Here is a 25334-nt window from a genome sequence, read left to right as displayed (position 1 = left end):
GGCATGGCCGCGGTGAAAAGATCCTTTCGAGCGGAAAGCTTGATACGCATGAATTCCGGGGCGAACGAGAACCCCGCCTATGCCGAAGAACGTCGTCACCAGGAAGTCTTGGCAGAGATCGCCAGCCTCAAATCCATGCTGAAAAGCGGACCGGACCAACAGGCACCGCTTGATCCGGAAGCCATGAGCGCAAAGTTCATGGCCGAATTCCGCAAGGAACTGTCCGAGGCCGCCAAGCTGAAGGTTGAACTCGACGCCATCTACGAGGCAATCGCCCAGACAAAGCGCGAGATCGCGACGCTGCATCACACCACTGGTTCCAAGGGCGAGGAGATGACCCGGGTCACCAACGAGCTTGACGCCGTGGTGATCGGAACGGAAGGGGCGACCGAAACGATCCTGTCGTCTGCAGAGTTCATCGACGAGACCGCCAACACGCTGTCCGCGCGACTTGGCAAGGAAGACGCCGAACTTGCAAACGACATCCAGGACAAGGTCATCCAGATCTTCGAAGCCTGTAACTTCCAGGATCTGACCGGCCAGCGCATCACCAAGGTGGTATCGACGCTGCGGTTCGTCGAAGACCGCATCATGCAGATGATGGATATCTGGGGCGGCATCGAAACCTTCAAGGATATCGAAGTCGAACAGCGCGACCTGAAGGAAGGCGACGCTGCCCTTCTCAACGGTCCCGCACTGGAAAGCGACATCGATGTGGCGACCCAGGACGATATCGACGCCCTGTTCGCCTGAGAAAGGTCTCTAGCCTTTAAAATTCGAAACCCGGCCGGCCTGGCCGGGTTTTTTGTTTTTGAAGCCGGGCTCGCATTTCGGGTTGCTTCAAGGTATCGGGGAGGGTACCAAGATGGGAACAAACAGTGAATATCAAGGTGGCGTATGGCAGAGCAGAAACCGGCGGAAACGGCAAAAGCGGAACGCGATCCGGTAACAGGTCTGCTGCTGGGCGAGGACGACAGGAACCGCTGCTGGTGGCATGGCGGTCTGGAGGACTACCAGCGCTATCACGATACGGAGTGGGGCTGGCCGGTTGACGAGGACAGGCGTCTTTTTGAGAAAATCTGCCTGGAAGGGTTCCAGTCGGGCCTGTCCTGGCTGACCATCCTGCGCAAGCGCGACGCCTTCCGGGCAGCTTTCGCCAATTTCGAATTTGAACGGGTGGCAGAGTTTACCGAGGCGGATGTCGAACGCTGTCTTCAGGACAGCGGCATCGTCCGTCACCGCCGCAAGATCGAATCCACCATCAACAACGCCCGGCGGGCACTGGAGCTGAGGCAGGAGTTCGGCACGCTTGCCGCATACTTCTGGTCATTCGAGCCGAAACCGGAAAACCGGCCTGAGAAGCTGGACTTCGCCACGGCAAAGACCCTGGGCAAGACGGCCGAAAGCACCGAACTCTCCAAGGATCTCAAGAAACGCGGCTGGAGCTTTGTCGGCCCGACCACCGTCTATGCCTTCATGCAATCCATGGGCATGGTCAACGACCACCTGGAAGGCTGCTGCTGCCGGGAAAGCGTTGAAGCCGCACGCACGGCATTCAAGCGTCCTGTGAGGCGCTGAAGGTGACTGGGTCCTGACGAGTTACTCGGCTGGATTCCCTTCCCCCTTGTGGGGAAGGGTTAGGGAAGGGGGTATTCGGCGAAGCCGAAAAACAACGTCCGCAAGCAACCTCCGCAATCATGTCACGCGGCTCGGAAACGCTGCTGTGTGCTTACCCGTTCACCTTCGCCTTCAGCGGCGAAAACAGGCGGTTTTCCTTGGAGAACACATAGTCGAGCGTTTCGACGGTAACCGTTTCCGCGCCTTCTTCGATCAACAGCTGGGCACAGTCGGCAACCGCGTCCCTGGGGCACAAGACGCTGACGTGGTGCAGGTCGTCGACTTCGGAAAAACGCTGAAGAGCGCCAACCTTGCTGACAGATCGAAGGGCCTGTGTGCGGTCGGCAACCACGGCCTTGACCAGCTTGACGTTGCGCGCTGCTTCTTCCGCGGCCACGCGGTCGAGGATCGCGCGGGCAGCGCCAAGGGCGGTGGCGGACCAGTCGGCGTTGAGGGAGGCCACCAGATTGGCCTGGCTTTTCAGCATCACACCATCTGAAAGGATTTTCAGGTTGTTGGCCTGCAGCGTCGAGCCGGTCGTGGTGATGTCCACGATGAGTTCAGCGGATCCGGCTGCCGGTGCGCCTTCGGTCGCCCCCGCGCTTTCCACGATGCGGTAGTCGGCAATGCCGTGACCGGCGAAGAACGAGCGCGTGAGATTGACGTATTTGGTCGCAACGCGCAGACGGCGGCCATGGCGATTGCGGAAATCGGAAGCGACATCGGAAAGATCCGCCATCGTTTCAACGTCGATCCAGGCTTTCGGCACGGCAACCACCACATCCGCCGGACCAAAGCCAAGCGGCGTGACGATGTGAACGGTGCTTTCCGGGTTGGCGATGTTTTCATGCACCAGATCCAGACCCGTAATCCCGAAATGGACCGTGCCGTCGGAAAGTTCCCGCGCGATTTCGGAAGCCGACAGGAACGCGATCTCGACGTTCGGCAGACCCTTGATGGCGCCGCGATAGTTCCGCGCACCGCCGGGTTGCACCACCTTCAGGCCTGCGCGGCCGAAGAATTCGTGCGTGTTTTCCTGCAGACGGCCCTTGGAGGGAATGGCGATAATCAGTTTGCTCATGACCTAACACTCGCTGCAATCCGGTCGAGCCACATGGAAAAGCCGATGGCCGGTACGTCGTCTTCGGCCCCAAGAAGGGTCACCAGCTTGTCGTAGCGCCCGCCGCCGACCAGCGGTCCTTCTACCGGTGGATTGACTGCATGGATCTCGAAGACAAAGCCGGAATAGTAATCAAGACGCCGGCCGAACTCGGCTGCGAATGTCAGCCGGGCGGGATCGATGCCCTTGGCTTCAAGGGCCGCAAGGCGCTGTTCGAAGGCGGCGATGGGCGTATCCAGGCCAAGGCCGAAATCGCGGGAGAAATCGCGCAGCATTCCGGCGGCGCTGGCGCCATCCGCCTTCAGGGCCAGATAGGCGGAAAGTGTTTCCGCCGCCTTGTCATGGCCGCGGGCACCGCTGGCAAGGGCTGCCTGTTCCAGAAATCTGTCTGCGATTTCGCTGGGCGTGCGTCCGCCGACGGCGGAAATTCCGGCAATCGACAGAAGGTCCTCGACGACTGCATGAGCTGCCTCCGGATCAGCCCCTTCCAGCGCAGACAGGAAACCGAGGCGGACGTCGCGGCTGTCATCGTTGGAGGAGGAGGCTCCGGCCATGCGGGTGATCGCGGCGGTCAGACGGTCGGTCTCGCCAAAGAAATCACGCAGCCGGCGGCGCCAGACGGTCGGCAGGTCAAGCCCTTCCAGCACGGCGGCAAACAGGGTCTCGTCGCCAATTCGGATGACGATGTCCGACAGGCCGAATTCCTCCAGGGCCTTGACGGAAAGCGCAAGCAGGTCCGCATCCGCTTCGGCCGTGTCCGTACGGCCGAGGCTTTCCGCGCCGAGCTGCGGGATTTCGCCCAGGCCGTCCGGGCGCTGGCGGAACACCGGGCCGTTGTAGCAATAGGCGGCCGGAAGCTTGACGGCGTCCTGCGCCAGATGATGACGGCAAACCGGAATGGTGAAGTCGGGGCGCAGGCACAGGTCCAGCCCGTCGGTACCGCTGGTCAGATAGAGCCGACGTCGGATGTCCTCGCCGGTGAGATCCAGAAAGACGTCCGCCGGTTGCAGGATCGGCGGGCTGACCTCGTCATGGCCCGCGGCCTTGAAGAGGCCAAGAACCGTCTCGATCTTCTCCGGAGCCAGTCCGGTCACCTGTGCCGCCCCACTCATGATCAGCCCTCGTTCTGGCGCTGGCGGTCTTCCGCCTGCCCGCCCAGGATGCCGCGCACGGTCGCAAGGAGTTCCGTCTCCTTGACGGTGACCTGCGCCGGACGGCTTTCACGCCAGGTAATGTTGTCGGTTATCTCTTCGGAAAGACGCTTGCCCTCGATCAGGTCCTTGACCTGGATTTCGCCGGCTTCCCGCTCGTCAGAGCCCTGGATGATGGCGATCGGGCAGTTGCGCCGGTCGGCATATTTCAGCTGGTTGCCGAACTTCTTCCAGTTGCCCTGGTACATCTCTGCGCGAATACCGGCCTCGCGCAGGTCCTGTACCATCTTCTGGTAGCGTCCGAGCGCGGCAACGTCGCCGTCCATCACGGTGACCAGCACCGGCGCGACAACGTCGGACGTGCCGAGCTTGCCGAGGTTCTTCAGTGCTGTCATCAGGCGGGAAACGCCGATGGAAAAGCCCGTCGCGGGCACGTCACGTCCGGTGAAGCGCTTGACCAGCCCGTCATAACGGCCACCACCGCCGACAGACCCGAACTGGACGACTTCGCCCTTCTCGTTGGTCACGTCGAACAGGAGTTCGGCTTCGAAAACGGTGCCGGTGTAATATTCCAGGCCGCGCACGACGGACGGGTCGATCTTGATCCGGTCTTCGCCATAACCACAGGCTGAGAAGATTTCCGCCATGGTGTTGAGCTCGGTGATGCCATCATTCTCAAGCGTGCCCGTGCCGGAGACGAAGGCAACGATGCTGTCGATGGCAGCCGGGTCGAGTTCCGCACCCTTGGTGAAGTCGCCGCTCTCGTCCTTGCGCCCGTCGCCCAGCAGCAGGCGAACGCCTTCAATCCCGAACTTGTCGAGCTTGTCGATCGCTCTCAGCACCGTCAGCCGGCGTTCTTCGTGCTCTTCACCGCCTAGGCCGATGCTTTCCAGCACGCCGTCCAGGACCTTTCGGTTGTTGACGCGGATCACATACTGCCCGCGCGCGATGCCGAGCGCTTCCATCGTGTCGGACATCATCATGCACATTTCGGCATCCGCCTGGACGCCGGGCGCACCGACGGTGTCGGCGTCGAACTGCATGAACTGGCGGAAACGGCCCGGCCCGGGCTTTTCGTTCCGGAACACCCAGCCGGCACGGTAGGTGCGATAGGGCAGCTGGATCTCGTTGATGTTTTCCGAAACATGTCGGGCCAGCGGTGCGGTCAGGTCGTAGCGCAGGCTCATCCACTGCTCGTCTTCGTCCTGTACGGAAAAGACGCCGGCATTGGGCCGGTCGGTGTCTGGCAGGAACTTGCCGAGGCAATCGGTATATTCAAAGGCAGGGGTTTCGACGGGATCGAAACCGTAACGCTCATAGACAGCGCGGATCTTCGCCAGCATCTCGTCGGTGGCGCGGATGTCCTCGGCAGAGCGGTCAACGAAGCCGCGCGGCAGGCGGGCTTTCAGCTTGTTCGGTTTTTTGGCCATAAAGGTCTTGAATCCTGGCGAGTTCCCGGCCGGACGCGCCCAAGGAAACCTCTCGCATCCGGCTGTCTGATATTGCGGCTGTCGTAGACGAAACAAGGCGCAAGGGCAAGGCGGTGCAACATCCTGCCGGTTCGTTCGATCGAAGCTGGTGGTTCTGGCCGCGAACCAGTGAATGTCGTGCGGGACCAGCGACAGGGAAGCAATTCTGCAGTCCGTGCCTTGTTTGCATCACAGTTCGCGGTAAAAGGGCGCTTCAGGAACAGTGGAAGTGCAGCTGCAAAAGACAGGTGAAGCACATTGGGCCGGTAAATCGGCCGGGCAGTGCGGGCATCCATTGTCTTTTCTTGTATTTAATCTCTGCCGGGCTATGGTCCGCGCGGATCGGGTGAAAAGGGCCGTCCCGGTGCTGCAAGGAAGGCACGGGACCGGCGGACAGGGCTCAGTATGGACAGTGCGGTGCGCATGGCGGACGGGAATGCCGGCGAAGTTGGGGCCGAGGCTCTGAAAGGGCCGAAGGCCGCTGAACTCAGTGTCATCCTGCCGAGTTTCAACGAAGCTGCGAACATTCCAATCCTGATCGGCCTCCTGGACGAGGCGCTCGCCGGGATCGCCTGGGAAGCGATCGTCGTTGACGACAATTCGCCCGATGGAACCACCGAGGTTGCCCGCGAGATTGCCCGGACCGATGCGCGCGTCCGGGTCATCCGCCGTATTGGCCGCCGGGGCCTGTCGGGGGCCTGTATAGAGGGCATCCTGGCGTCCTCCGCCCCCTTTGTCGCCGTCATGGATGCGGACCTGCAGCACGACGAGACCATGCTGCCGAAGATGCTGGCCGCCCTGAAGGCAGACGAGACGGACCTGGTCGTCGCAAGCCGCAAGGTCGATGGCGGCACCATTGGCGAAGGCCTGTCGTCCTTTCGCGCCTGGGGCTCCAACCTCGCCAACGGCCTCGCTCAGAAGCTGCTGAACGTCACCCTCAAGGATCCGATGAGCGGGTTCTTCATGATCCGCCGGGACAAGGCTGAAGCTCTCGCACCGAAGCTCTCGCCCCAGGGCTTCAAGATCCTGCTCGACCTGGTCTCCAGTGCGGGTGGTACCTTGAAGATCAAGGAACTGCCGTTCACCTTCCGCGAACGCCAGCACGGCGAAAGCAAGCTGGATACGCTGGTCACGCTCGACTATTTCGGTCTGCTGCTCGCGAAATATTTCGGCAATATCGTTTCGGTCCGTTTCCTGATGTTCGGCCTCGTAGGGGCAAGCGGTCTCTTCGTCCATCTGGCGGCGCTGCGCGTGTTCCTGCTGAGCGACATGGAATTCAACCTCGCCCAGACGGCGGCGTCCTTCGTCGCAATGACTTCGAACTTCTTTCTCAACAACCAGCTGACTTATCGCGACCGCCGCTTGAACGGCATGAGGGCGCTGGTCGGCCTCCTGACCTTCTACGCGGTGTGTTCGGTCGGCGTGCTGGCCAACGTCGGTGTCGCCAACCTGATCTACGCCGATCCATCCTACTGGTGGTTCGCCGGTACGGCGGGGGCGATCATGGGGGCTGTCTGGAACTACGCGGCCAGCTCCGCCCTGACCTGGCGCAAGTCGTAAAGGCCCGTTGTGACCGCTGAATCTCAGACCGGATCCTTGCCTTTCTACCTGCGGCCCGCAGGCCTGATCCTGATTGTCGGCCTGTTGACGGCGTTGAAAATCTTTGCCGCCAGCCACTCGCATTTTGTCGAGGACGAAGCCTATTACCGCCTCTGGGGGCTTTCGCCGGCGCTCAGCTATTACGACCATCCGCCGATGATCGGCTGGTGGATCGGTATCGGTCAGGCACTGTTCGGTGACACGGTCTTCGCGGTTCGCGCCCTTGTCATCGCCTCAGGCGTGATCGGTTCCCTGGCCCTGTGGCGCACAGCCTCCCTTTTGTTTGGACGCACTGCCGCGGCCTGGTCCGTCCTGTTCCTCAACGCCAGCCTGCTGGTGGGCATCGGCGGCATTCTGGCAACGCCCGACGCTCCGTCAGTGCTGTTCTGGGGCCTCAGCCTGTGGGCGCTGACAGAACTGTCAACGTCCAGAAACGCCAACTGGTGGTTCGTGGTCGGGCTGATGGCCGGTTGCGGCCTGGTTGCCAAATATTCGGTTCTGTTTCTTGGCGCGGGCATCGTCCTGTGGCTGATCTGGGTGCCGGATGCCCGCCGCTGGTGGCGCTGTTGGCAACTCTGGGCCGGTGGACTGATCGCGCTGCTCTGCTTTTCGCCGGTGCTTTACTGGAACCACGTCCACGAATGGGTCAGCTTCTACAAGCAGTTCGGCCGGGCTGGCACCGGCGGTTACACGGCAAGATATATTCCAGAGTTCCTGGGCGCGCTTGTCGGGCTGATGAACCCGCTGATCGCTGTTTTGGCGTTTGCTGGTGCCGCCAGGCTTTTCAAGGGGCTTCGGGCGCGGGAAAACGCGGCGTCTCTCCTGCTCCTGACCGTTTTGCCGTTCCTGCTCTATCTCGGGTATCACTCCTTGCATTCGCGCGTGCAGGCCAATTGGCCGGCACCGCTTTTTCCCGCTTTTGCCATGATGGCTGCGGTCTTTGTCACCAGCCGGCCTGCCAGCCCAGCCCTGTGGCAGCGTCTGGCGCAAGCCGGTGTCGTCCTTGGACTTGCAGTTGCCGTCGTGGTGCAACTGCACGCAGTCTGGCCGCTGACGGGTACCTTTGCCCGCAAGGACCCGACCTTCCAGTTACGCGGGTGGCCGGAGATCGGACAGGAAGTGAAGGAACTGGCAGAAAGGGAGGGGGCCGGTTTCGTGGCAACGACCAGCTACGGCCTCAACGGCCAGCTCGATTTCCTGATGAAAGACGACCTGCCGGTGTTCCAGCTGACCGAGCGTATCCGCTATGTCATGCAGCCTGCGCCTGACTTGTCGCTGTTCGACGGGCCGGGGCTCTATGTTGCTGAAAAGCGCCGGAACCGGGAAGGCGACCTGCGGCAGTCCTTTGCCAACGTCGAGGAAGTTGCCGAGCTGACACGCAAGGTTAAACATGTGCCGCTGGAAAAGCTTGTCGTCTACAAGGTTGAGGGGCGTATCGGCCCGGTGTTCGAGCCGGTTGACCCAAATTGAACCGGCAGGAGATGTCGGCTCCACCCAACATCCGACTTGATTTGCTTGGCTGAATGACGCAGGGATGTGGCTTAATATTCACATTGTCCGGTCCGCCTGCGGAATTTCATGAAGCGAATTACACTTGGAGCGTTGGACTACGGCCTTGCCTTCGGGGTCGATCGCGCATTGCGTGAACTTGTGGAACGGGGGCGCCTGAGCGCTCTTGGAGCCATGGTTGCCACCGAGCTGTGGCCACGCGAATTCCGTCCGTTGCAGGAAACCGCGGAGAAGGTCGGCAAACGGGCACTCTTCGGGGTGACCTTGGCCTTCAGCGGTGATCGTGTTTCGCCGGTCAGCGCCCGCATGCAGGAAATCTATGGCGACCGGATGTTTACGCGCGAACAACTGCAGCGCCGTGCCTTGCTGCGGCTTCTGCCGGACCAGCTTCTGCAGGAGGAAGCCCAGGCTCAGCTTGCCCGCTACAGCGTGTTGATGAAACGTCAGCCGGATTTCGTGGCGGTGCGTGAAGGTCTGTTGGAGCGCACGTCCCTTGCGCGGACCGTTCTGAAGGCGATCGAGCATGCCGATTATCCCGAACCGCCACTGCTGATTTCGCCGGTGCAATCAGGTCTCAAGGCTGTCCGCCTGGCACGGCTTGCCAAGGCGCACGGCCTGAAGCTGCTTCCCAAGGCGGATCCCTTGCCGGAGACCGAGGATCAGGAAGCGCTGCACGCTCTTTTGCATAACCATTTTGACGGCATGAGCGATCTCAGTTTCGTGGCTGCCATTCCCGGCCGTTCGGATGATCGCCTGCGGCGGGACGAACCGCGCCGGAAGATTGCGATACGCGAATGCCAGTTTGAGGTTCTTTCCAGCCAGAGGTTCTTTCAGACGCTGGAGAAGAAGGACGTTTTTCTGAACTGACGCCGAACTTTCGCTTAAGGTGCTGGCAGTCAGGCTTTTGTGAGGTTTATTTCGGACTTGCGAATTCGGATCGGCCGGTGAGTCTAACGAAGTGGTGAAACGAAAAAACGGCCCTGCGGGGTACAGGGCCGTTTTTCGTGGAGGTCCGGAAGAGGGGAGGGGCGGCCCCGCTTCCATGTCCTTAGATATAGGGTTATTTTGCTGGAATGCACGTGATGGGCATCACAAGATGGCGTTTGATCTTGTAATTTCGCGGGCAGCAGCGCTTTTGGCAGGGGTAAGGTGTGGCTGAAATCAAGGATTTTTTAAAAAATAGCTTTTCGCTTGAAGGGCTTGACCCGGAACTGGCTGTCGGCCTGTCGCGCCTTGCAAGGCCGATGAAAATATCGGCTGGCACCATTCTCTTCGAAAATGGCGATCCCGGAAACGGCTGTTACGCGGTTCTGGAGGGCTCGCTCAAGGTATCGCTTCTGTCCGTTGAAGGCGACGAGCAGCTGCTTGCAGTGCTTGGCCCTGGCGATCTTGTCGGCGAACTGGCCCTGCTTGATGGCCGTCCGCGGTCGGCAACGGTCATCTCCCTGAAGGAAGCCCAGCTTGCCTTCATCGACAAGGCCGCCTTCCAGCGGTTTGCCGACGAGAACCCGGCCGTCTACCGGCATATGCTGTCGATCGTCGGCAAGCGGCTGCGCCATGCCAATGATGTGCTGGCGGCACGCTCGTTCCTACCCTTGCCGGGAAGGGTCGCCCAGACCCTGCTGCAGTTGGCGGAGACCTTCGGCAAGCCGCTCGACGATGGCCGGTTGCTGATCCATTACAAGCTCAGCCAGGCAGATATCGCCAACATGGCAGGTGCCGCGCGCGAAAACGTCAGCCGCGTCCTCAACGACTGGAAGAGGGCAGGCACCATCAGCCGGATTTCCGGCTACTACTGCCTGGAGCAGATGGACTTCCTGGAAAAGGCTTCGACGCTCTAGGAAAACCAGGCTCGAAACGGATGGTCCCGGTCTGCCTCGTTGCAGCCGGGGTTGCCTCAGGCGCTGGTTTCGACCGGCAATGCCATCTGTGTTCCGGCCAGAATGGATGCCAGCGTTTCGGTATTGAGGCTTTCCAGAAAGGCTTCCGAGGCTCGCGCCATTGCGCCTTTCAGGGCACACCGGGGCAGGAAGGCGCAGACTGTGGGCTCAGGCTTCAGGCAGGCGACGACGCCAAGGTCCGGCTCGATCAGCCGCACGACATCCCCCAGCCGGATCATGTCCGGTGTTTTCGCCAGCCGTATCCCGCCGCCACGCCCGCGCGTCGTCTCCAGATAGCCACCCTTGGCGAGATGAGCGACGATTTTCATGACATGTGATTTGGCAAGGCCAAGCTGCCGCGAAAGCTTGTCGACGGTTTGCGGGTCGTCGGATTGGCCGGTCGCCATCAGAATTCTCAAGGCAAAATCGCTGGCCTGACTGAGGCGCATGGCTGGGTCTCTTTAAACATTCATCTTATATGTTGATTTTAGCGGGTTGCTGTGCCATTTAAAAGATGCATCTTAAATGAATGTTATGGAGGCGGCTATGGAAGCCCCTAACTCCAGTACCAACAGATACAAGCTGAAGAGACGCGAAACGCCGGACCAGGGCGACCGGCTCCGCCGTTACGAGAAGGTCGATGAACAGGCGATCCATGTGATGGTGCATACCTTCTATGGCTGCATTCGCCAGCATCCACGGCTCGGAGGTATCTTCGAGCGCCGTCTGGCTGGCCGGTGGGAAGAGCACCTGCCGAAGATGGAAGCCTTCTGGCAATCCGTCCTGATGAAGAACGGCGCCTACAAGGGTAAGCCCGTGCCGGCTCACCTGAAGCAGAAGGAGCTGGTAAGCACGGATTATGGCGAATGGCTCAGTGTCTTCCGGCCCGTGATCCGTGAATTGTTCGTGCCGGACCTTGCAGACGAGATTGTGGCCATTGCCGAACGCATCGCGCAGAGCCTGTGGCTGGCCACTTTCGGAACCCCCGGAGCCAATCCGCCTGCCGAACTGACATCGCAATCCTCTGAATGGAGCGGATCATGCTGGTAACGATTGTCCTGATAGCGGAAGTGCTGGTGTTCGTCTGGTTCACCGTCTTTTCGCTGATGCTTCTGTCCATGTATCTGGATTCGCGCGGCATGCCGCTGCCGAAACTGGATGTCGCCGGCCGCACACTCATCGGCAGCGCGAAACTCGCCTTCATCACCGGTATCGTCGCCCTTTCGGCGATGACAGTCCTTGAAATCCAGGCCTTTAGTTAGAAAGCAACCGAAATGAATACCTCCAACCTTCTGCATCGCGGCCTGCCGATCCTGCTGATCTGGGTCGCTGCCCCCATGCCGTTGTGGATCATGGCAATCCTGATGTTTGTCCTTTGACGGTGGACTTGATCCGCAGTTCCTTCTGAGGCCCTCCGATCAACCACTTCTATTCTTGCAGGTGATGACCTAGTCTTCTTGCGAGAATCAGCGGAGGGGCTCAGGCGTGTACGACGAAAAGCCGACAGGCGATCTGACATTGCGCACCATGGCAATGCCTGCCGATACCAATGCCTCGGGAGATATTTTCGGGGGCTGGGTGTTGTCGCAGATGGACCTGGCGGGCGGTATCGCAGCCGGTCAACGGGCCGAGGGACGTGTCGTGACCATCGCGGTCGACAAGATGAAATTCATCCGGCCTGTGCATGTGGGCGACGTGCTGTGCGTTTATGCCGAAGTCCTTCGTGTCGGCAATTCGTCGATGGAAATCAAGCTTGAATCCTGGGCCCTGCGCCATCGCTACGGTCACCGTGAAAAGGTGACCGAAGCGGTCTTCACCATGGTGGCCGTCGATGACGGCGGCAAGCCGCGCCCGGTCCCCAAGAGGGACTGAGCGCCGCGATCTCATCCGGCTTGGTTCCCCAAAAAACCTCATCCTGAGGAAGCGCTTCAGCGCTGTCTCGAAGGATGGGCGGCATTCTGATGAGCAAGCGGCCCATCGCTCGATACGGGCCTTCGAGACAGGCCTTGGGCCTTCCTCAGGATAGTGCGAGTTGTTGCAGCACGCCTGTATCAAAGAAATTGGCAGAATGCAGACGTTGTGCACCACACGGGGGCACGCCCCGTCAGTGCCTGACGGGTCCGTGCCGGTTGAGAATATCGGCAAAGAGGTCTTCGTCGACAGCGCAGGTGCAGCCGTTCGCCCACAGTTGAAGCAGTGTTTTCAAACGCTCGGTGCGGGCGGTCTGGCTGAGCGGCGCCTTGTGCCGCGGCAGCCCACCCAGGATGCGCAGGGATTTGATCCGCGCCAGCACGCAGTCTTCAGCGGCCTGGTACCAGATATCCGTTCCGGCAAGCTTGGAGCTCGCCGCCACATGGTTCTCGATCAGATCTGCCGCACGTCCGGCAAAAGGGTCCTGAGACAAAAAATCCTCCATCGGTTGCCCGAGGAGGACTGGCGCATGCAAAATAACCGCTTAGTTGCCGGAAAGCCTCGGTTGAGGGTCTGACCAGCCGCATCCCTGTTGCGGAAACCACCTTGCCCGGAATGGCAGGTTGGCGAGGGCGCCAGCCCTTCTCTTGATGATGGCGCGCTTATGCCATGTCCAATCCGGCTTGGCAAGTCCGCCAGTGCATGGCACATCTTCCTGAAAGGACTAGCTCGGGAGCTCCGCAATTGGACCGATCCATGTTGCATCACAGTCGGCCGTTGGTGCCGATCCTGCTCGCCTTTTGTGCCTGCTTCATCGATGTGGTCTGCATTCTCGGCCTGTTTCACACCTTCACGGCATTCATTACCGGAACGCTTGTCGTCTTGTGCACGGAGGTGTTTCACCAGGGGCAAAACGCGGCTCTGAAGGTTTTCGTGCTCGCGGTTTTCTTCGGTTCGACGCTCTTCTGGTTCGTTTCGGTCACTGCACTGGTGCGCAAAAACAGGATTGCCGTCCGGCATCTGTTCGCGCTCGAAGCTTTGCTGGTGGCGGGCTTCATGTTCGTCGCCGGTCTTGGAGATCCGTCAGCCGGAGGACCGTTGTCTGCCGTCACTCTGACGGCAGTCGGGTTTTCGACCGTGGCCATGTCGTTGCAGAACGTCATCATGCTGACCCTGCTCAACAGGCATGTTCCCACGACCATCATGACCGGCAATACGCTGAAGCTTGTGCTCGGCATCGCCGACTATTTCACGCATCCCGAAACGCGGCCCGACAGCCGCTCCCGGATCCGTCACCAGGCCTTCGTCCTGATGGCCTTCGCGGCCGGAGGTCTCCTGGCGAGTTTCCTGATGACCGTCATGGGGTTCTGGGCGCTTGCGATACCTGTTGCGCTCCTGATGCTGCTGGCGATAGTCCAGCCGGTGCATGAGCCTCAAGTCGCCTGAAACCGGTGCCAGCTACTTAGGCCGAAAATTAAGCGCCCAAGCCGGGTGCTTCTTCCCTTTGGTGGTGCCGGTCGTAATCGATGCGGCCGTCGACCAGGTGGATACGCCGGTCCATCCTGTCGGCGAGATCGATATCATGGGTAACGGCGACGACGGTGGTCCTTTCGGTCTTCACAATGGCCTGAAGACTTTCAAACACCTGTTCCGTCGATACACTGTCGAGACTGCCGGTCGGTTCATCAGCAAGGATCAACTGCGGTGAATTGGCAAGTGCTCGGGCGACAGCGACGCGCTGTCGCTGGCCGCCGGACAATTGCTCCGGCCGGCGGTGAAGAAACTCTTCCAGACCCAGCGCCGCCAGAAGCTCCGTCGCATGGTCGAGTTGGGCCTTGGGGCTGCGTTTGCCGAGCCGCTGCATCGGGATCATCACGTTTTCCAGTGCGGTAAATTCCGGCAGCAGGAAGTGAAACTGGAAGACGAAGCCGAGTTTTTCCAGGCGAAGATGCGCCATTTCGGCAGATGTCAGCGCATGGGTGGGAAGGCCGTCTATCCGGACCTCGCCGGACGTCGGCCTGTCCAGAAGGCCAAGCAGATACAGAAGCGATGATTTGCCGGAACCGGACGGACCGGTAATGGCAACGAACTCGGCCTCGCCAACCTGAAAGCTGACATCCTGTACCAGTGTCACCGGCACGATGGCCGGCAGGATGCGGGTGAGGTTGCTCGCTTCCAGCAGAACGTGGCCGGGAGCCGTCTGTTTTTCCGGGGAAGGGGTCATGTCGCCCCTCGGATAATGTCGACAGGATTGAGCCGGGCGGCTTTCCTGGCGGGAATGTAGCCGGCGATCCCGGATGAAAACAGCGCCAACAGGCAGGCTATGATGTAGTGCAGGGCGGAAAAATAGATCGGCAGGTGGGTCATCTCCACGTCCTGGGTAAATTCGAATTTGACCGACGCGAGATAGCTCGACAGTCCGAAGCCGAGCGCCGAACCTGCAATAGCGCCTAGGATACCGATCACCAGCCCTTCAAGCACGAAGATCTGCTGAATATCGACTTCCGGAAATCCCAGTGACTTCAGGATCGCGATATCACGCGCCTTTTCGTGCACGATCGTCGAGACGATGTTGAAGATGCCGAAGCCGGCTACCACCAGAATGGCCCCGACAACCGTGTACATGATCACGTTGCGTACGAAGAAGGCCTCCATCAGCCCCTCGTTGGCCTCTTCCCAGGAAACCGCCTTGTAGCCGAGCTGCCGCTCGGCCCGTGCGGCAACCGCGTTGGCTTCGGCGATGGAATTTAGGTGGATTGCGATCGAATTGATGACGTCCGGTTTTTCCAGAAGGATCTGCACGGCTTTCAACGGCGCATAGGCAAGCCCTTCGTCGCTGGTGGTGATGCCGCTGTGGAACAGGCCGACGATCTTGAAGCGCTTGGCGACACCGTTTGCGGATGTCAGGGTCACGGTATCGCCCAGGTCCGCCCCCAGCCGTTCCGCGGCCTTGTCGCCGACAACGAGGCCATTTGACGTCGTGTCCAGGTCCTCGAAGGAGCCCTGGCGCATATCCTCGCCGATCTTGGAGACGGTCAGTTCGCGCTTGGGTTCCACACCAACCAGGGTCATGCCGATGTCCTGTCCGGCATAGCGCAGCACCGCCTGGCCGCTCAGACGCTGCGCCATCGATCCGTTCACCCAGTCGCGCAGCGAGGCAAGCGCTTCGGTCGGATTTCGGATGCCGCGAAGGTCTTCCTTCGGTCTGAGACCATGATAGGTGACAGCGTCATAGACTGCACTGGCCGGTTGTTCCGCCGGTGCGCGTTGCTCGTCCAGGATCTCCACATGGGGAATGGCGTCGATCAGTGTTGCGGTAAAATCCCGCTGAGACCCTTCCATGAGGCTCGCCATCGCCACCGAAAATCCGACACCAAGTGCAACGCCAAGCGTTGAGACAATGGTCTGGCGCAAGCGGTTGCGAATGTGGGTGGAGGCGATGCGCAGGAGAAGCATTATTTGCTGTCTCCGGGAACCGGCCTGACCTTCTGTCCTTCTGCCAGATCCGGGTTATAGGGAAAGACGACCCGGTTATCTCCGGTGATCCCCTTCAGCACTTCCGTGGCGCGGGTGCCCTTGATCCCGGTTTCGACCTCCAGCAGAACGATTTTGTTATCCCCATCCAGCGTCAGCAGTTTCGAGCCGTCGAAGGCCGCGGTCGGCAGAAGCAGCGCGTCGTCCTTCTCCGAGGTGACGATATTGATCTCGGCAGTCATGCCGATGCGCAGCGGCGTGTCTTCCGGGAGATCGAGATAGACCCGGTAGTTCTTCAGCACCGGATCGCCTTTCGGAGTGATGCTGGCAACTTCCGCCGTCAGTTCCTTGCCTGGAAAGGCATCTGCACGGATCAGGGCCTTGTGACCCTTGGCGACCTTGGGAATGTCCTCCTCGTTGACTTCCGCCACCAGTTGAAGGGGAGAAGGCTGACCGATCCAGAAGAGAATTTCACCGGGTTCGGCAACTTCCCCCACCGACCCGTCCGCCCTCAGAACCATGCCGTCCATGGGCGCCACGATGACATAGTCGCGCAGCCGTTCCTTCTGGGCCGCGGTGATGGCGTTGATGCGGATCAGTTCGTTCTGGGCCTTGTCGTAAACCTGCTGGCTGACGACGCGGCGTTCCAGCAGTTGCAGCGCACGTTCCTTGTCGGATTGTGCCAGCTCCTGGCGGGCTTCCAGTTCGGCAAGCGTCGCACGGGCATCGCCGCTGTCCAGTTCCGCCAGCTGGTCGCCTTTCTGGACCTGGTCACCCTCGCAGCCGCACAGCGAGACGATCCGCTCGCGGATGATGCTGGTAACCTTCGCCCATCGGACGGGTTCAACGACTGCGGTGGCATAGACCACTTCGGCCGCCCGCCCGGTCGTCGGCATCACGGTCTGCACTTCCGGCGGTTTCTTGAACCACCAAAGTGAGCCCGCGACGGCTCCCGCGATCAGCAGAACAAATATCAAAAGTTTTAAAAAGCGCATGGCACACCCTTGCCGGATCTGCCGCCACAATAACGTTTCGAGCGAGGAACGCCATGGCCTGGATCAAACGAGGATGCCAGCGCGCAAAGGCTGGCCAGACGTGTGCCTCAAGAGCGCGATCAGGTGACGCCCTCGTCGAAGATCAGTAATGCGGCGGCTTTTCAATCTGGTGGCCGGGCAGAACGTTCTCCATCAGTTCCGTGACCTGGTCTGTCATGTTGGTGACGAGCCGGTTGAGCCTGTCAAGCTGGCGTCCCTGATCGAAGACGACCGTATTCAGTTCATCAATGGTGTTGAGCGCATGGGCGAGATCGATCTCGAGCTTCTCAATTCGCGCTTCTTTGTCGTCCGCCATGGGTGTCTCCTGCGTCGTCCTGGGGCTATGTGGCTTCTTTCGGCACCCGCCCGATGTCTGTCGAGGCAGGTATATTGCGGCGGCAGGGAAACACCAACTCTCATTGTTAGCGGACTGTGAGTTTGCGCCGCGCGAAGCTGCGCTATATCTATGCGTAATCCTGACAGGGGTCGGGACCTGCAATCCCCAACGAGGGCTACATGACCGATCTGTCTGACTTCGAGATCTCCCGCAAATGGCCTGCCAAACACGCTGACCGTATTCAGCTCTATTCGCTGCCGACGCCCAACGGCATCAAGGTTTCGGCGATGCTGGAAGAAACGGGCCTGCCATATGAGCCGCATGTGGTCGATTTCGGCAGCAATGACCAGTTGAGCCCGGAATTCCTGTCGCTCAATCCGAACAACAAGATCCCGGCAATCATCGATCCGCACGGCCCAGGCGGCGAGCCGCTGCCTTTGTGGGAATCCGGCGCGATCCTGATTTATCTGGCGGAAAAGTCGGGCAAGTTCCTGCCGCAGGAGCCGGCAAGGCGCGCCGAAACGCTGCAGTGGCTGATGTGGCAGATGGGTGGATTTGGCCCGATGGCGGGTCAGTTGGGCTTCTTCCACAAGTTCGCGGGCCGGGACTATGAAGACCGTCGGCCCTTCGAGCGATACCGGGACGAGACGAAACGCCTGCTTGGCGTTCTGGACCGGCAGCTGGATGGGCGCGATTTCATCATGGGGAGTGACTATACCGTTGCAGACATGGCCTGCTGGCCCTGGGCGCGAAATCTCAACGGCTTCTACGAGGCCGGCGAGGTGACCGACTTCGCGTCCCACACCAATGTGGTTCGCTGGGTCGACACCTGCATGAGCCGTCCGGCAAGCCAGAAGGCGGTCAACATTCCCTCGCGCGACTAAACGTGAAACGGTGTTGATCAGGCCAGGAAGACGACCGAAGTCAGCAATGCCAGCAGCAGGATGATCACCGCTGCGACCCGCCAGATGGTGCCATATCTGGAAACCGGGGGAACCTGGGATTCCAGTTCCTGATCGGTCTGGGCATCCTGGGCGATCGTCCTGTTGAGTTGATCGGCATTCTCATACTGGTCTGACGCAGTCTGTCGCATACTCTGTGCCATCGGTCCCTCCATGGTTCAATTCTAGGAAGAAAACCGTCAGAGGCGGCTAAGGTTCCGAAAACCGTGTGAAACGGTCACGCATGAAGAACGGATGCTGACCGGACTACTGCGCTTCAGCCTCTTTCAGTGGTGGGCCGCTGAACTCCGTTTCGATAACGAACTCAACATCATCCCCCACCCCGAGGTTGGAGCCTTCTGGCGGAAGTCCGTAGGACATGCCGAAATCGGACCTTCTCAGCGTACCTGTTGCGGAAAATCCGATCCGAGCCTGTGGGTCGTAAACCGCCAGGCCCGGATAACCGCCGTTGAAACGCACGTCGAGCTCAACTGGCCGCGTTTCTCCCCTGAATGACAGGTCGCCTGTCACGACGGCAGTTTCAGCGCCGGTCAGTTCAATGCTGGTCGATCGATAGGTGATCTTCGGGTGATCTCCTGCATTCAGCCAGTCCGGGCCAAGCAGCATGTCTCGAAAGCCATCGGGTGGCGTTGCTGTCAGATGCAGGGATGCGACGTTTATGTCGACGCTCAGGCTGGCGTTGGCCGGATCAGCGGGATCGAGTTCCAGCGCGGCGTCAAAGTCAGCAAAGGATGCGCTGTAGTACGAAAAGCCGAGGTGATTTGCCCGGAAGACGAGCGTCGAATGGAATTTGTCGATCTTGTAACCGCCTGCCGGTAGAGCTGTCGCGGCGTCACCTGCATTTGCAGCACGTGATGGCAACAGCACCGCTGCGACACCGCAAAGTACAGACAGAAAACGAAGTCCCGGGGACAGTGGCATAGTGGTTCCTCTATTGACCGGTAGTTGGAAACAGCGGTGTGTTCAGGCCGATTTCAGGTGCAGCCGTGGCTGAATTACATGTGGCCATAGCCAGTGGTCTTGCCGATCGGCCACCAGGCAATCAAAAGATACCGACCAGTTGGTATGTTGTCAATCTCGCGGCCCTGATCTGTCGCCGGGCGAGGCGGGTGTTGGGCTTTGGCATCTAACAAAGCCTTGACCAGGCGGGAGCAGCATCAAGGCTGGTAAAATCTCCCGCGGCGATGGTTTGACCCAGTGTATTGATCGCATTGAGGGCCGCGCGGGTAAATGATCCGCCAAGACTGATCCGCCGCACGCCAGCGTCTGCGAGTTGGTCGAAGGACAGGCCCGTTGCACCTTGCCCGATGACATGGTTGACCGGAACAGGTACCGATGCGCAGACCGTCCGTATGGCTTCAAGATCAGGTAGGCCCGGGGCGTAGACGACGTCTGCCCCTGCTTCGGCAAAAGCGGACAGACGGCGAAGAACCTCATCAAGATCATAGGCTCCCTTGCCAAGACCATCGGCGCGAGCCGTCAGCACGATCCCGGATTTCCGGGCCTCCAAGACAGCGGCGTGAACGCGCTCGAGAGCTTCGGAATATGGTCTTATGTGACCGGGATTGGACGTGTCCCGGTCTTCTATAGAGATGCCGGCAAGCCCGGCTTTCACGGCACGTGCGACCGTCTCCGCGACACCTTCCGGTGTGTCTGCAAAACAGTCTTCTCCGTCCAGCGTGACGGGAAGGCCAGTTGCACGGGACAATGCCGATGCGTGGTCGATTGCTTCCTGTCCGGAAATTTGCCGGGAACTATCGCGCCGGCCTGTCGTGAAGGCATATCCCGACGACGTGGTGGCCAGTGCCTTGAAGCCGCAGTGCACCAACAGCCTGGCGGATACGGCATCCCACGGATTGGGCACGATAAAGCACCCGGTCTCGTGCAGTTCTCGAAAGACATTGGCTGGGCTGGACATTTGAAGGATGCGCGAAGAGCAGGGCTATCTTGGACCGATATGAAAACACAGAGGTAGCAAGAAGGGCAAGTGCGCCGCTTGGTTGAACGGAAGGTCGTTCTAAATCTGAAATCTTGCACTTCCGATTGAATTCGAGCCAGGAAATCTACACCTATGGTTTAGCTGGCTCGATTCCTTCAACATTTGTATTGAGGAACGGGCTTTGTAAGGGGGCATATTTGGGGGAAGCGGCAGCGAACGGCCACTCAAGTAAGAGCAAAAAATATGTCTACCGTATTCTGCGGCAGGTAAGACGATTTGTATTGATATCGTTTTTACTTTCCGGTTTCGGCCTGAAAGCATTAGGTGCCGGCGTCAGCGAAAACTATCCAGCGCCCGATATAATTCCTGTCTACGAAAATTCAGGTTTTGCCGACCAACTTGCTATCCAGTCCGGATCAAGGTTCGATCGGACGGATTTTCCGGTCACCAAAATTAGTCTGAAGACAAATGGTTGGAAACAGTCACCAAGGTCGCCTTTGGGTCCTGTCCGGGGTAATCACGATGCTTTTTACTTGTCGAAAGCGGCAAGCCAATGGCTTCACGCAATTGCGGTTGGAGTGATTTCTGTCATAGCCGGACTTTTGCTGATGATCGTTTGCGGAGTCCGGATGGCCGCGTTCGCAGCAAGCTGAATCGTTGACGCTATGAGGTTCTTAGAAGCCCGTGCCGCGAGGCGGCACAAGCATGAGATGATGGGCGGCCAAGAAAAAAGGGCGGTCCGAAGACCGCCCTTTCTGCAAAGCTTGTGAGCTTTGGGCTTCTTAGAAGCCCATGCCGCCCATGCCGCCCATGTCGCCGCCCGGCATTGCCGGAGCGTCTTTCTTCGGCAGTTCAGCAACCATGGCTTCGGTGGTGATCAGCAGACCAGCGACGGAAGCTGCGTCCTGCAGAGCAGTACGGACAACCTTGGTCGGGTCGATGATGCCAGCTTCGATCATGTTGACGAACTGTTCGGTCTGAGCGTTGAAGCCGAAGGACGGATCGTCGTTTTCCTGGATCTTGCCAACAACGATGGAGCCTTCGACACCAGCGTTTTCAGCGATCTGACGGATCGGAGCTTCCAGAGCGCGCAGGACGATCTTGATACCAGCTGCGATGTCGGCGTTGTCGGAGGCCAGGCCTTCGACTGCCTTCTTGGCGCGCAGCAGAGCGGTACCGCCACCCGGGACGATGCCTTCTTCAACGGCAGCGCGGGTTGCGTTCAGAGCGTCGTCGACGCGGTCTTTTTTCTCTTTCACTTCGATTTCGGTCGCACCGCCAACGCGGATAACGGCAACGCCGCCTGCGAGCTTTGCAAGACGCTCCTGGAGCTTCTCACGGTCGTAATCGGAAGTGGTTTCTTCGATCTGAGCCTTGATCTGGGAAACGCGGCCGTTGATGTCGTCCTTGGAGCCAGCACCGTCAACGATGGTGGTGTTTTCCTTGGTGATGGACACCTTCTCGGCGGTGCCGAGCATGTCGAGGGTCACGTTCTCCAGCTTGATGCCGAGATCTTCGGAGATAACGGTGCCGCCGGTCAGGATCGCGATGTCTTCCAGCATGGCCTTGCGGCGGTCGCCGAAGCCCGGAGCCTTGACAGCAGCAATCTTCAGGCCGCCACGCAGCTTGTTGACGACGAGGGTAGCAAGTGCTTCGCCTTCAACGTCTTCAGCAATGATCAACAGCGGACGGGAAGACTGAACAACAGCTTCCAGGATCGGCAGCATGGCCTGCAGGTTGGAAAGCTTCTTCTCGTGCAGCAGGATGTACGGCTTTTCCAGGTCAGCCATCATCTTGTCAGCATTGGTGACGAAGTAAGGAGACAGGTAGCCGCGGTCGAACTGCATGCCTTCAACGACTTCGAGTTCGGTTTCGAGGGACTTTGCTTCCTCGACGGTGATCACGCCTTCGTTGCCGACTTTTTGCATGGCTTCGGCAATGTCCTTGCCGACCTGCTCGTCGCCGTTAGCGGAGATCGTGCCGACCTGTGCAACTTCACCAGAGGTGGTGATGGTCTTGGAAGCAGCGGTCAGAGCCTTGACGGCTTCAGCAGCAGCAAGATCAACGCCGCGCTTCAGGTCCATCGGGTTCATGCCGGCTGCAACAGCCTTGGCGCCTTCCTTGACGATGGCCTGAGCCAGAACGGTCGCGGTGGTGGTGCCGTCGCCAGCGATGTCGTTGGTCTTGGAAGCCACTTCGCGCACCATCTGGGCGCCCATGTTTTCGAACTTGTCTTCCAGTTCGATTTCCTTGGCAACAGACACACCGTCCTTGGTGATGCGCGGTGCGCCGAAAGCCTTGTCGAGAACGACGTTACGGCCTTTCGGGCCGAGGGTCACCTTGACGGCGTTTGCGAGGGTGTCGACACCACGCAGCATGCGCTCACGTGCGTCGGAGGAGAATTTTACTTCTTTAGCAGACATGTGATCGTCTCACTCTTTTGGAACAGGTTGAAATCAGAAGCGGTTCGCGGCTGGTTACGCGATCACGCCCATGATGTCGGATTCCTTCATGATCAGGAGGTCTTCACCGTCGATCTTGACTTCGGTGCCGGACCACTTGCCGAACAGAACGCGGTCACCAGCCTTGACGTCGAGCGGAACGATCTCGCCGTTGTCCTTGCGGGCGCCGGTGCCGATGGCGATGATTTCGCCTTCCTGCGGCTTTTCCTTAGCGGTGTCCGGAATGATGATGCCGCCAGCAGTCTTTGCTTCAGAATCTACGCGGCGAACGACGACACGGTCGTGCAGTGGACGAAATGCCATAACACTGTTTCCTCTCATGAGCGCGCCCCACGCAATAGGCAGCGCGCGAGACATGAACATTGGGTTGCGTTGCACGGAAGGAAATTGCCTCCCGTCACCAATTAGCACTCCTTAACAGCGAGTGCTAACAGCGCCATGGATTTATGTAGCTGTGCTCAGCTTGTCAATGCTTTGTGACGAGAATTTAATCGCAATCGGTCGCGTTGCGCCTATGGGGTAGTCAACAGACCGGGGAGGCGGAATTATGGCGTCGCTGTTACGGTGTCAGCGAGCCCGGCTCAATTCGCGCCGGAAACGCTGAAAGGCAGTGTAAAGGCGCTCGTTTTGCCGCCGATTTCGTCGGTGAAGCTCGTTTCCAGCTGGTAGTCGCCGGCCGGCAGGCCGCTGAACTGAAACGTGAGGGCCGCGGAAAGTTCACGCTGCTTGGACCGGCCGCTGCCGGAAAAGGTCGCGAAGTTCTCCTGTTCGGCCAGAACCTGGCCGGATTTGGTCAGCAGCCTGTAGTCCGCGGTCAGCTCATAGGCATAACCACCTGCGGTTTCCTGAAAGCCGTAACCGACCGGTTCCGCGTAGACAGACAGCGCTTCACCATCGGCGAACGTCGCATCAGCGCGCGGCGTATACTGGCCATATCCGGTGCTCGGGCTGGAAGCGAACGTTGCGGCCGTGAACGAAAGACCGGCAGCCGCCCATGCCTGGTCATAGGCGGCAAGTGCGTTCTGGAAAGCTTCTGGAGGACTGGCGGGGGATTGGGCCTGCGCGGACAGCTGTCCAGCAGACAGTCCGGTTGCAATCAGAACAGCAGACAGCGTCTGCCGAAAAGCACATTTTCCCACCAGCATCATCTATATCCCCGCACGCCTTTAAATCTTGTCGTTTTCAGCGATTTTGCCGATATAAACCGACTTGTCCGATTAAACAAGGCAATGTGTGCGGCGCGGTAAACGCCGGATTTAGCTGTACTCTACTCGTTATCCGCGAAAGTAGAAAACCCGATTGCGGTTAACGTGTCGCCGGTCCGGGCATTTACATGCTGCGGGCTGTCCAGGACTGGCGCTTGCGGTAGATAGTGGAAGGGCTGATCTCAAGGGCTGCTGCCGCCATGGCGATGTTGCCGTCAAAGGCATCAAGAGCGTCTTCGATGATACGCCGCTCCTGGGCCCAAAGCGGCTCGATGGTTCCGAACGGCCGGCTTGGCGGCGCCACGCGCGATCGCTCGCGGGACAGGTCGATCAAGGTGCCCGGCCGGCTGCTCTGGTCGCGAATGATCAGCGGCAGCATGTCGTAGGTGACAGCGGCACCGTCATTCATGACAACGATCTGCCGGATGGTGTTCTCAAGCTGGCGAACGTTGCCCGGCCAGGGATAGGAAATGATCCGCGCTTCCGCGTCCGCATCAAATCCTCTGAAACCGCGCCGTTCTTCCGCCGAATAGCGTTCAAGGAAGGTTTCGGCGAGCGGCAGGATATCGTCGCGGCGCTCTCTGAGAGGCGGCATGTGGATCGGCAGCACGTGCAGCCGGTAGTAAAGGTCTTCGCGGAAGCGGCCGGCGGATATTTCCTGAACCGGGTTCCGGTTTGTGGCGCAGATGATGCGCGCGTCCACCTTGCGGGTATGTGTGTCACCGAGGCGCTGGAAGGTCCCCGTCTGCAAGAAGCGCAACAGCTTGCTCTGCAGGAGAAGGTCCATCTCGCCGATCTCGTCCAGGAACAGCGTGCCGCCATCGGCCTGTTCGGCCGCGCCCGCACGGTTGTCTGCAGCTCCGGTAAAGGCGCCGCGCACATATCCGAAGATCTCGCTTTCAATGAGGTCTCGCGGAATCGCCGCGCAGTTCAAGGTGACGAAACGGTTGGACCGGCGCTCGGATAATTCGTGAACCGCAGCGGCGCACAGTTCCTTGCCCGTTCCGGACTCTCCGGTAATGAAGACCGGAGCTTGCGAGGGCGCCATGCGACCGATCTGGTCGTGGATGTCGCGCATCTGGGCGGAGGTGCCCACCAGGCGGTTCGTTCCGGAGCTTTCGGTCCTGATGTGTGCAGCGCGAAGCGGAGGTGCTGATAGCTCCGGCATTGAAACGACAGGCTGGACACTCTGCGGTGCTGCGGGAGCAACCGGTTGAACGGGCCTTCTTTGTTTCAGCTGGAAGGAAATCTTGGACGCAAGCGCATCGAGCGAGAAGGGCTTGGTCAGGAAATCATGGGCTCCGGCGCGCATTGCGCTGACGGCCCGCGAGACAGACCCCTTGGCCGAAACCGCGATGATGACCGCCTTGGGACAGCGGACCGCATAGGCTTCCAGGGCTTCGTCGCCACCGATGGTTTCCAGATCGATGATCAGAATGTCGGTGGTCTTGTCTGCAAGGTCCTGCAGGCAGGACGAGGATTCCGTGTACAGGATGGGGTCCGTACAGGCATGAGACAGCTTGGCGCAGACCGCAGAGGTGCGGGCAGCCTCGGAGGCCGTTGCGTCAAGTACGCGTACTATAACAGGCAGCTCTTTGCCCTCATTACTCCCCATTGCTGGGTAACTCCCATCGCTGGATACGGGTCATTCGAATATCGAAAGAT

At 59.7% G+C, this 25334-nt stretch carries 28 protein-coding genes and 1 riboswitch; of the genes, 12 read left to right on the top strand and 16 right to left on the bottom strand.

The genetic code is table 11. The features are described 5' to 3' along the window. Positions 1-3: 3 nt before the first annotated feature. Positions 4-753: a protein phosphatase CheZ gene (locus B0E33_RS06755; protein WP_075284389.1), complete on the top strand. Its 750-nt coding sequence runs from the start codon at positions 4-6 to the stop codon at positions 751-753. Between the two features lie 144 nt (positions 754-897). Next, positions 898-1578 carry a DNA-3-methyladenine glycosylase I gene (locus B0E33_RS06750; RefSeq protein ID WP_023002093.1) on the top strand — a complete coding sequence of 227 codons (681 nt, stop codon included), beginning with the start codon at positions 898-900 and terminating at the stop codon, positions 1576-1578. A gap of 151 nt (positions 1579-1729) precedes the next feature. Here B0E33_RS06750 and hisG read toward each other — a convergent pair whose 3' ends face one another. Genes hisG through hisS form a run of 3 tightly spaced genes read right to left on the bottom strand, consistent with a single transcriptional unit; the run spans position 1730 to position 5318 of the window. Next, positions 1730-2698, bottom strand: a complete 969-nt coding sequence (hisG, locus tag B0E33_RS06745; RefSeq protein WP_055657728.1) for an ATP phosphoribosyltransferase — start codon at positions 2696-2698, stop codon at positions 1730-1732. Continuing rightward, entirely contained in the window at positions 2695-3849 is a 1155-nt protein-coding gene (locus B0E33_RS06740) for an ATP phosphoribosyltransferase regulatory subunit (RefSeq protein WP_077290759.1), read from the bottom strand. The genes hisG and B0E33_RS06740 overlap by 4 nt, the downstream gene beginning before the upstream one ends. A 2-nt stretch (positions 3850-3851) precedes the next feature. Further along, positions 3852-5318, bottom strand: a complete 1467-nt coding sequence (gene hisS, locus B0E33_RS06735) for a histidine--tRNA ligase (protein WP_077290758.1) — start codon at positions 5316-5318, stop codon at positions 3852-3854. A 444-nt stretch (positions 5319-5762) separates the two neighbouring features. On the opposite strand from hisS, the gene B0E33_RS06730 reads away from it, so the two are divergent. From B0E33_RS06730 to B0E33_RS06715, 4 genes are all read left to right on the top strand, one after another. After that, entirely contained in the window at positions 5763-6917 is a 1155-nt protein-coding gene (locus B0E33_RS06730) for a glycosyltransferase family 2 protein (RefSeq protein WP_023002089.1), read from the top strand. Positions 6918-6926: 9 nt separating this feature from the next. Then, the gene (locus tag B0E33_RS06725; protein WP_208997778.1) at positions 6927-8426 is read left to right on the top strand and encodes a glycosyltransferase family 39 protein; all 1500 of its coding nucleotides are present in this window, start codon (positions 6927-6929) and stop codon (positions 8424-8426) included. A 108-nt stretch (positions 8427-8534) separates the two neighbouring features. Then, positions 8535-9332 carry a ChbG/HpnK family deacetylase gene (locus B0E33_RS06720; protein WP_167579499.1) on the top strand — a complete coding sequence of 266 codons (798 nt, stop codon included), beginning with the start codon at positions 8535-8537 and terminating at the stop codon, positions 9330-9332. Between the two features lie 284 nt (positions 9333-9616). After that, positions 9617-10306 carry a Crp/Fnr family transcriptional regulator gene (locus B0E33_RS06715; RefSeq protein WP_023002086.1) on the top strand — a complete coding sequence of 230 codons (690 nt, stop codon included), beginning with the start codon at positions 9617-9619 and terminating at the stop codon, positions 10304-10306. A gap of 56 nt (positions 10307-10362) precedes the next feature. On the opposite strand, the gene B0E33_RS06710 is transcribed toward B0E33_RS06715, so the two are convergent. Further along, a complete protein-coding gene (locus B0E33_RS06710; RefSeq protein ID WP_075284384.1) occupies positions 10363-10794 on the bottom strand; it encodes an RrF2 family transcriptional regulator in 432 nt (143 codons plus the stop codon). Positions 10795-10891: 97 nt separating this feature from the next. Here B0E33_RS06710 and B0E33_RS06705 point away from each other — a divergent pair, with 97 nt between their 5' ends. The 3 genes from B0E33_RS06705 (at position 10892) to B0E33_RS06695 (ending at position 12217) form a co-directional block, all read left to right on the top strand. Then, positions 10892-11395, top strand: coding sequence for a group III truncated hemoglobin (locus B0E33_RS06705; RefSeq protein ID WP_208997777.1), 504 nt, complete (start codon positions 10892-10894; stop codon positions 11393-11395). Beyond that, the gene (locus B0E33_RS06700) at positions 11386-11607 is read left to right on the top strand and encodes a hypothetical protein (RefSeq protein ID WP_031269763.1); all 222 of its coding nucleotides are present in this window, start codon (positions 11386-11388) and stop codon (positions 11605-11607) included. The genes B0E33_RS06705 and B0E33_RS06700 overlap by 10 nt, the downstream gene beginning before the upstream one ends. A gap of 265 nt (positions 11608-11872) precedes the next feature. Further along, positions 11873-12217, top strand: a complete 345-nt coding sequence (locus tag B0E33_RS06695; RefSeq protein WP_051990218.1) for an acyl-CoA thioesterase — start codon at positions 11873-11875, stop codon at positions 12215-12217. Between the two features lie 232 nt (positions 12218-12449). On the opposite strand, the gene B0E33_RS06690 is transcribed toward B0E33_RS06695, so the two are convergent. Beyond that, complete coding sequence (locus B0E33_RS06690; protein ID WP_156912352.1) at positions 12450-12749, bottom strand: hypothetical protein; 300 nt, start codon at positions 12747-12749, stop codon at positions 12450-12452. Positions 12750-12790: 41 nt separating this feature from the next. Then, positions 12791-12915, bottom strand: a riboswitch (SAM-I-IV-variant riboswitch). Positions 12916-13012: 97 nt separating this feature from the next. On the opposite strand from B0E33_RS06690, the gene B0E33_RS06685 reads away from it, so the two are divergent. Continuing rightward, positions 13013-13702, top strand: a complete 690-nt coding sequence (locus tag B0E33_RS06685; protein ID WP_158514212.1) for a YoaK family protein — start codon at positions 13013-13015, stop codon at positions 13700-13702. Between the two features lie 28 nt (positions 13703-13730). On the opposite strand, the gene B0E33_RS06680 is transcribed toward B0E33_RS06685, so the two are convergent. The 4 genes from B0E33_RS06680 to B0E33_RS06665 form a co-directional block, all read right to left on the bottom strand. Next, positions 13731-14480 (bottom strand): ABC transporter ATP-binding protein, encoded by a 750-nt coding sequence (locus B0E33_RS06680; protein ID WP_055657743.1) that lies wholly within the window; start codon positions 14478-14480, stop codon positions 13731-13733. Beyond that, on the bottom strand, positions 14477-15715 hold the full coding sequence (locus B0E33_RS06675) for an ABC transporter permease (RefSeq protein WP_062490308.1): 1239 nt from the start codon (positions 15713-15715) through the stop codon (positions 14477-14479). The genes B0E33_RS06680 and B0E33_RS06675 overlap by 4 nt, the downstream gene beginning before the upstream one ends. Beyond that, complete coding sequence (locus B0E33_RS06670) at positions 15712-16725, bottom strand: efflux RND transporter periplasmic adaptor subunit (protein ID WP_077290754.1); 1014 nt, start codon at positions 16723-16725, stop codon at positions 15712-15714. Before B0E33_RS06670 ends, B0E33_RS06675 begins: the two co-directional genes overlap by 4 nt. A gap of 142 nt (positions 16726-16867) precedes the next feature. Further along, on the bottom strand, positions 16868-17080 hold the full coding sequence (locus B0E33_RS06665) for a SlyX family protein (RefSeq protein ID WP_023002075.1): 213 nt from the start codon (positions 17078-17080) through the stop codon (positions 16868-16870). A 200-nt stretch (positions 17081-17280) separates the two neighbouring features. Between B0E33_RS06665 and B0E33_RS06660 the strand changes: the two genes are divergently transcribed. Further along, positions 17281-17985, top strand: coding sequence for a glutathione S-transferase N-terminal domain-containing protein (locus B0E33_RS06660; RefSeq protein ID WP_023002074.1), 705 nt, complete (start codon positions 17281-17283; stop codon positions 17983-17985). A gap of 17 nt (positions 17986-18002) precedes the next feature. Here the strand turns inward: B0E33_RS06660 and B0E33_RS06655 are convergent, their stop codons facing one another. The 3 genes from B0E33_RS06655 to B0E33_RS06645 all read right to left on the bottom strand — a co-directional run bounded on the left by B0E33_RS06655 (position 18003) and on the right by B0E33_RS06645 (position 19981). After that, a complete protein-coding gene (locus tag B0E33_RS06655; RefSeq protein WP_023002073.1) occupies positions 18003-18206 on the bottom strand; it encodes a hypothetical protein in 204 nt (67 codons plus the stop codon). A gap of 103 nt (positions 18207-18309) precedes the next feature. Next, complete coding sequence (locus B0E33_RS06650; RefSeq protein WP_077290753.1) at positions 18310-18984, bottom strand: YceI family protein; 675 nt, start codon at positions 18982-18984, stop codon at positions 18310-18312. Between the two features lie 205 nt (positions 18985-19189). Further along, entirely contained in the window at positions 19190-19981 is a 792-nt protein-coding gene (locus B0E33_RS06645) for an isocitrate lyase/PEP mutase family protein (protein WP_077290752.1), read from the bottom strand. Positions 19982-20106: 125 nt separating this feature from the next. Between B0E33_RS06645 and B0E33_RS30855 the strand changes: the two genes are divergently transcribed. Continuing rightward, complete coding sequence (locus B0E33_RS30855; protein ID WP_156912351.1) at positions 20107-20655, top strand: hypothetical protein; 549 nt, start codon at positions 20107-20109, stop codon at positions 20653-20655. Positions 20656-20784: 129 nt separating this feature from the next. On the opposite strand, the gene groL is transcribed toward B0E33_RS30855, so the two are convergent. The 4 genes from groL to B0E33_RS06625 form a co-directional block, all read right to left on the bottom strand. After that, the gene (gene groL, locus B0E33_RS06640; RefSeq protein ID WP_031269757.1) at positions 20785-22425 is read right to left on the bottom strand and encodes a chaperonin GroEL; all 1641 of its coding nucleotides are present in this window, start codon (positions 22423-22425) and stop codon (positions 20785-20787) included. Between the two features lie 54 nt (positions 22426-22479). Continuing rightward, positions 22480-22767, bottom strand: a complete 288-nt coding sequence (groES, locus tag B0E33_RS06635; protein WP_006935644.1) for a co-chaperone GroES — start codon at positions 22765-22767, stop codon at positions 22480-22482. A gap of 278 nt (positions 22768-23045) precedes the next feature. Beyond that, entirely contained in the window at positions 23046-23612 is a 567-nt protein-coding gene (locus tag B0E33_RS06630) for a hypothetical protein (protein WP_077290751.1), read from the bottom strand. Between the two features lie 181 nt (positions 23613-23793). Then, on the bottom strand, positions 23794-25284 hold the full coding sequence (locus tag B0E33_RS06625) for a sigma-54-dependent transcriptional regulator (protein WP_055657767.1): 1491 nt from the start codon (positions 25282-25284) through the stop codon (positions 23794-23796). Positions 25285-25334: the final 50 nt, after the last annotated feature.

The organism is Roseibium algicola, assembly GCF_001999245.1.
In the GTDB taxonomy this organism is placed as follows: domain Bacteria; phylum Pseudomonadota; class Alphaproteobacteria; order Rhizobiales; family Stappiaceae; genus Roseibium; species Roseibium algicola.
Note: the sequence above shows the minus strand (reverse complement) of the source record. Positions and strands in the feature narration are given on the sequence as shown.

Coding starts and splice junctions, on each gene's coding strand:
- B0E33_RS06755 (WP_075284389.1), top strand. CDS start 4: ATGGCCGCGGTGAAAAGATCCTTTCGAGCGGAAAGCTTGATACGCATG.
- B0E33_RS06750 (WP_023002093.1), top strand. CDS start 898: ATGGCAGAGCAGAAACCGGCGGAAACGGCAAAAGCGGAACGCGATCCG.
- hisG (WP_055657728.1), bottom strand. CDS start 2,698: ATGAGCAAACTGATTATCGCCATTCCCTCCAAGGGCCGTCTGCAGGAA.
- B0E33_RS06740 (WP_077290759.1), bottom strand. CDS start 3,849: ATGAGTGGGGCGGCACAGGTGACCGGACTGGCTCCGGAGAAGATCGAG.
- hisS (WP_077290758.1), bottom strand. CDS start 5,318: ATGGCCAAAAAACCGAACAAGCTGAAAGCCCGCCTGCCGCGCGGCTTC.
- B0E33_RS06730 (WP_023002089.1), top strand. CDS start 5,763: ATGGACAGTGCGGTGCGCATGGCGGACGGGAATGCCGGCGAAGTTGGG.
- B0E33_RS06720 (WP_167579499.1), top strand. CDS start 8,535: ATGAAGCGAATTACACTTGGAGCGTTGGACTACGGCCTTGCCTTCGGG.
- B0E33_RS06710 (WP_075284384.1), bottom strand. CDS start 10,794: ATGCGCCTCAGTCAGGCCAGCGATTTTGCCTTGAGAATTCTGATGGCG.
- B0E33_RS06705 (WP_208997777.1), top strand. CDS start 10,892: ATGGAAGCCCCTAACTCCAGTACCAACAGATACAAGCTGAAGAGACGC.
- B0E33_RS06700 (WP_031269763.1), top strand. CDS start 11,386: ATGCTGGTAACGATTGTCCTGATAGCGGAAGTGCTGGTGTTCGTCTGG.
- B0E33_RS06695 (WP_051990218.1), top strand. CDS start 11,873: ATGGCAATGCCTGCCGATACCAATGCCTCGGGAGATATTTTCGGGGGC.
- B0E33_RS06685 (WP_158514212.1), top strand. CDS start 13,013: ATGTTGCATCACAGTCGGCCGTTGGTGCCGATCCTGCTCGCCTTTTGT.
- B0E33_RS06680 (WP_055657743.1), bottom strand. CDS start 14,480: ATGACCCCTTCCCCGGAAAAACAGACGGCTCCCGGCCACGTTCTGCTG.
- B0E33_RS06670 (WP_077290754.1), bottom strand. CDS start 16,725: ATGCGCTTTTTAAAACTTTTGATATTTGTTCTGCTGATCGCGGGAGCC.
- B0E33_RS06665 (WP_023002075.1), bottom strand. CDS start 17,080: ATGGCGGACGACAAAGAAGCGCGAATTGAGAAGCTCGAGATCGATCTC.
- B0E33_RS06660 (WP_023002074.1), top strand. CDS start 17,281: ATGACCGATCTGTCTGACTTCGAGATCTCCCGCAAATGGCCTGCCAAA.
- B0E33_RS06655 (WP_023002073.1), bottom strand. CDS start 18,206: ATGGCACAGAGTATGCGACAGACTGCGTCAGACCAGTATGAGAATGCC.
- B0E33_RS06650 (WP_077290753.1), bottom strand. CDS start 18,984: ATGCCACTGTCCCCGGGACTTCGTTTTCTGTCTGTACTTTGCGGTGTC.
- B0E33_RS06645 (WP_077290752.1), bottom strand. CDS start 19,981: ATGTCCAGCCCAGCCAATGTCTTTCGAGAACTGCACGAGACCGGGTGC.
- groL (WP_031269757.1), bottom strand. CDS start 22,425: ATGTCTGCTAAAGAAGTAAAATTCTCCTCCGACGCACGTGAGCGCATG.
- groES (WP_006935644.1), bottom strand. CDS start 22,767: ATGGCATTTCGTCCACTGCACGACCGTGTCGTCGTTCGCCGCGTAGAT.
- B0E33_RS06630 (WP_077290751.1), bottom strand. CDS start 23,612: ATGATGCTGGTGGGAAAATGTGCTTTTCGGCAGACGCTGTCTGCTGTT.
- B0E33_RS06625 (WP_055657767.1), bottom strand. CDS start 25,284: ATGGGGAGTAATGAGGGCAAAGAGCTGCCTGTTATAGTACGCGTACTT.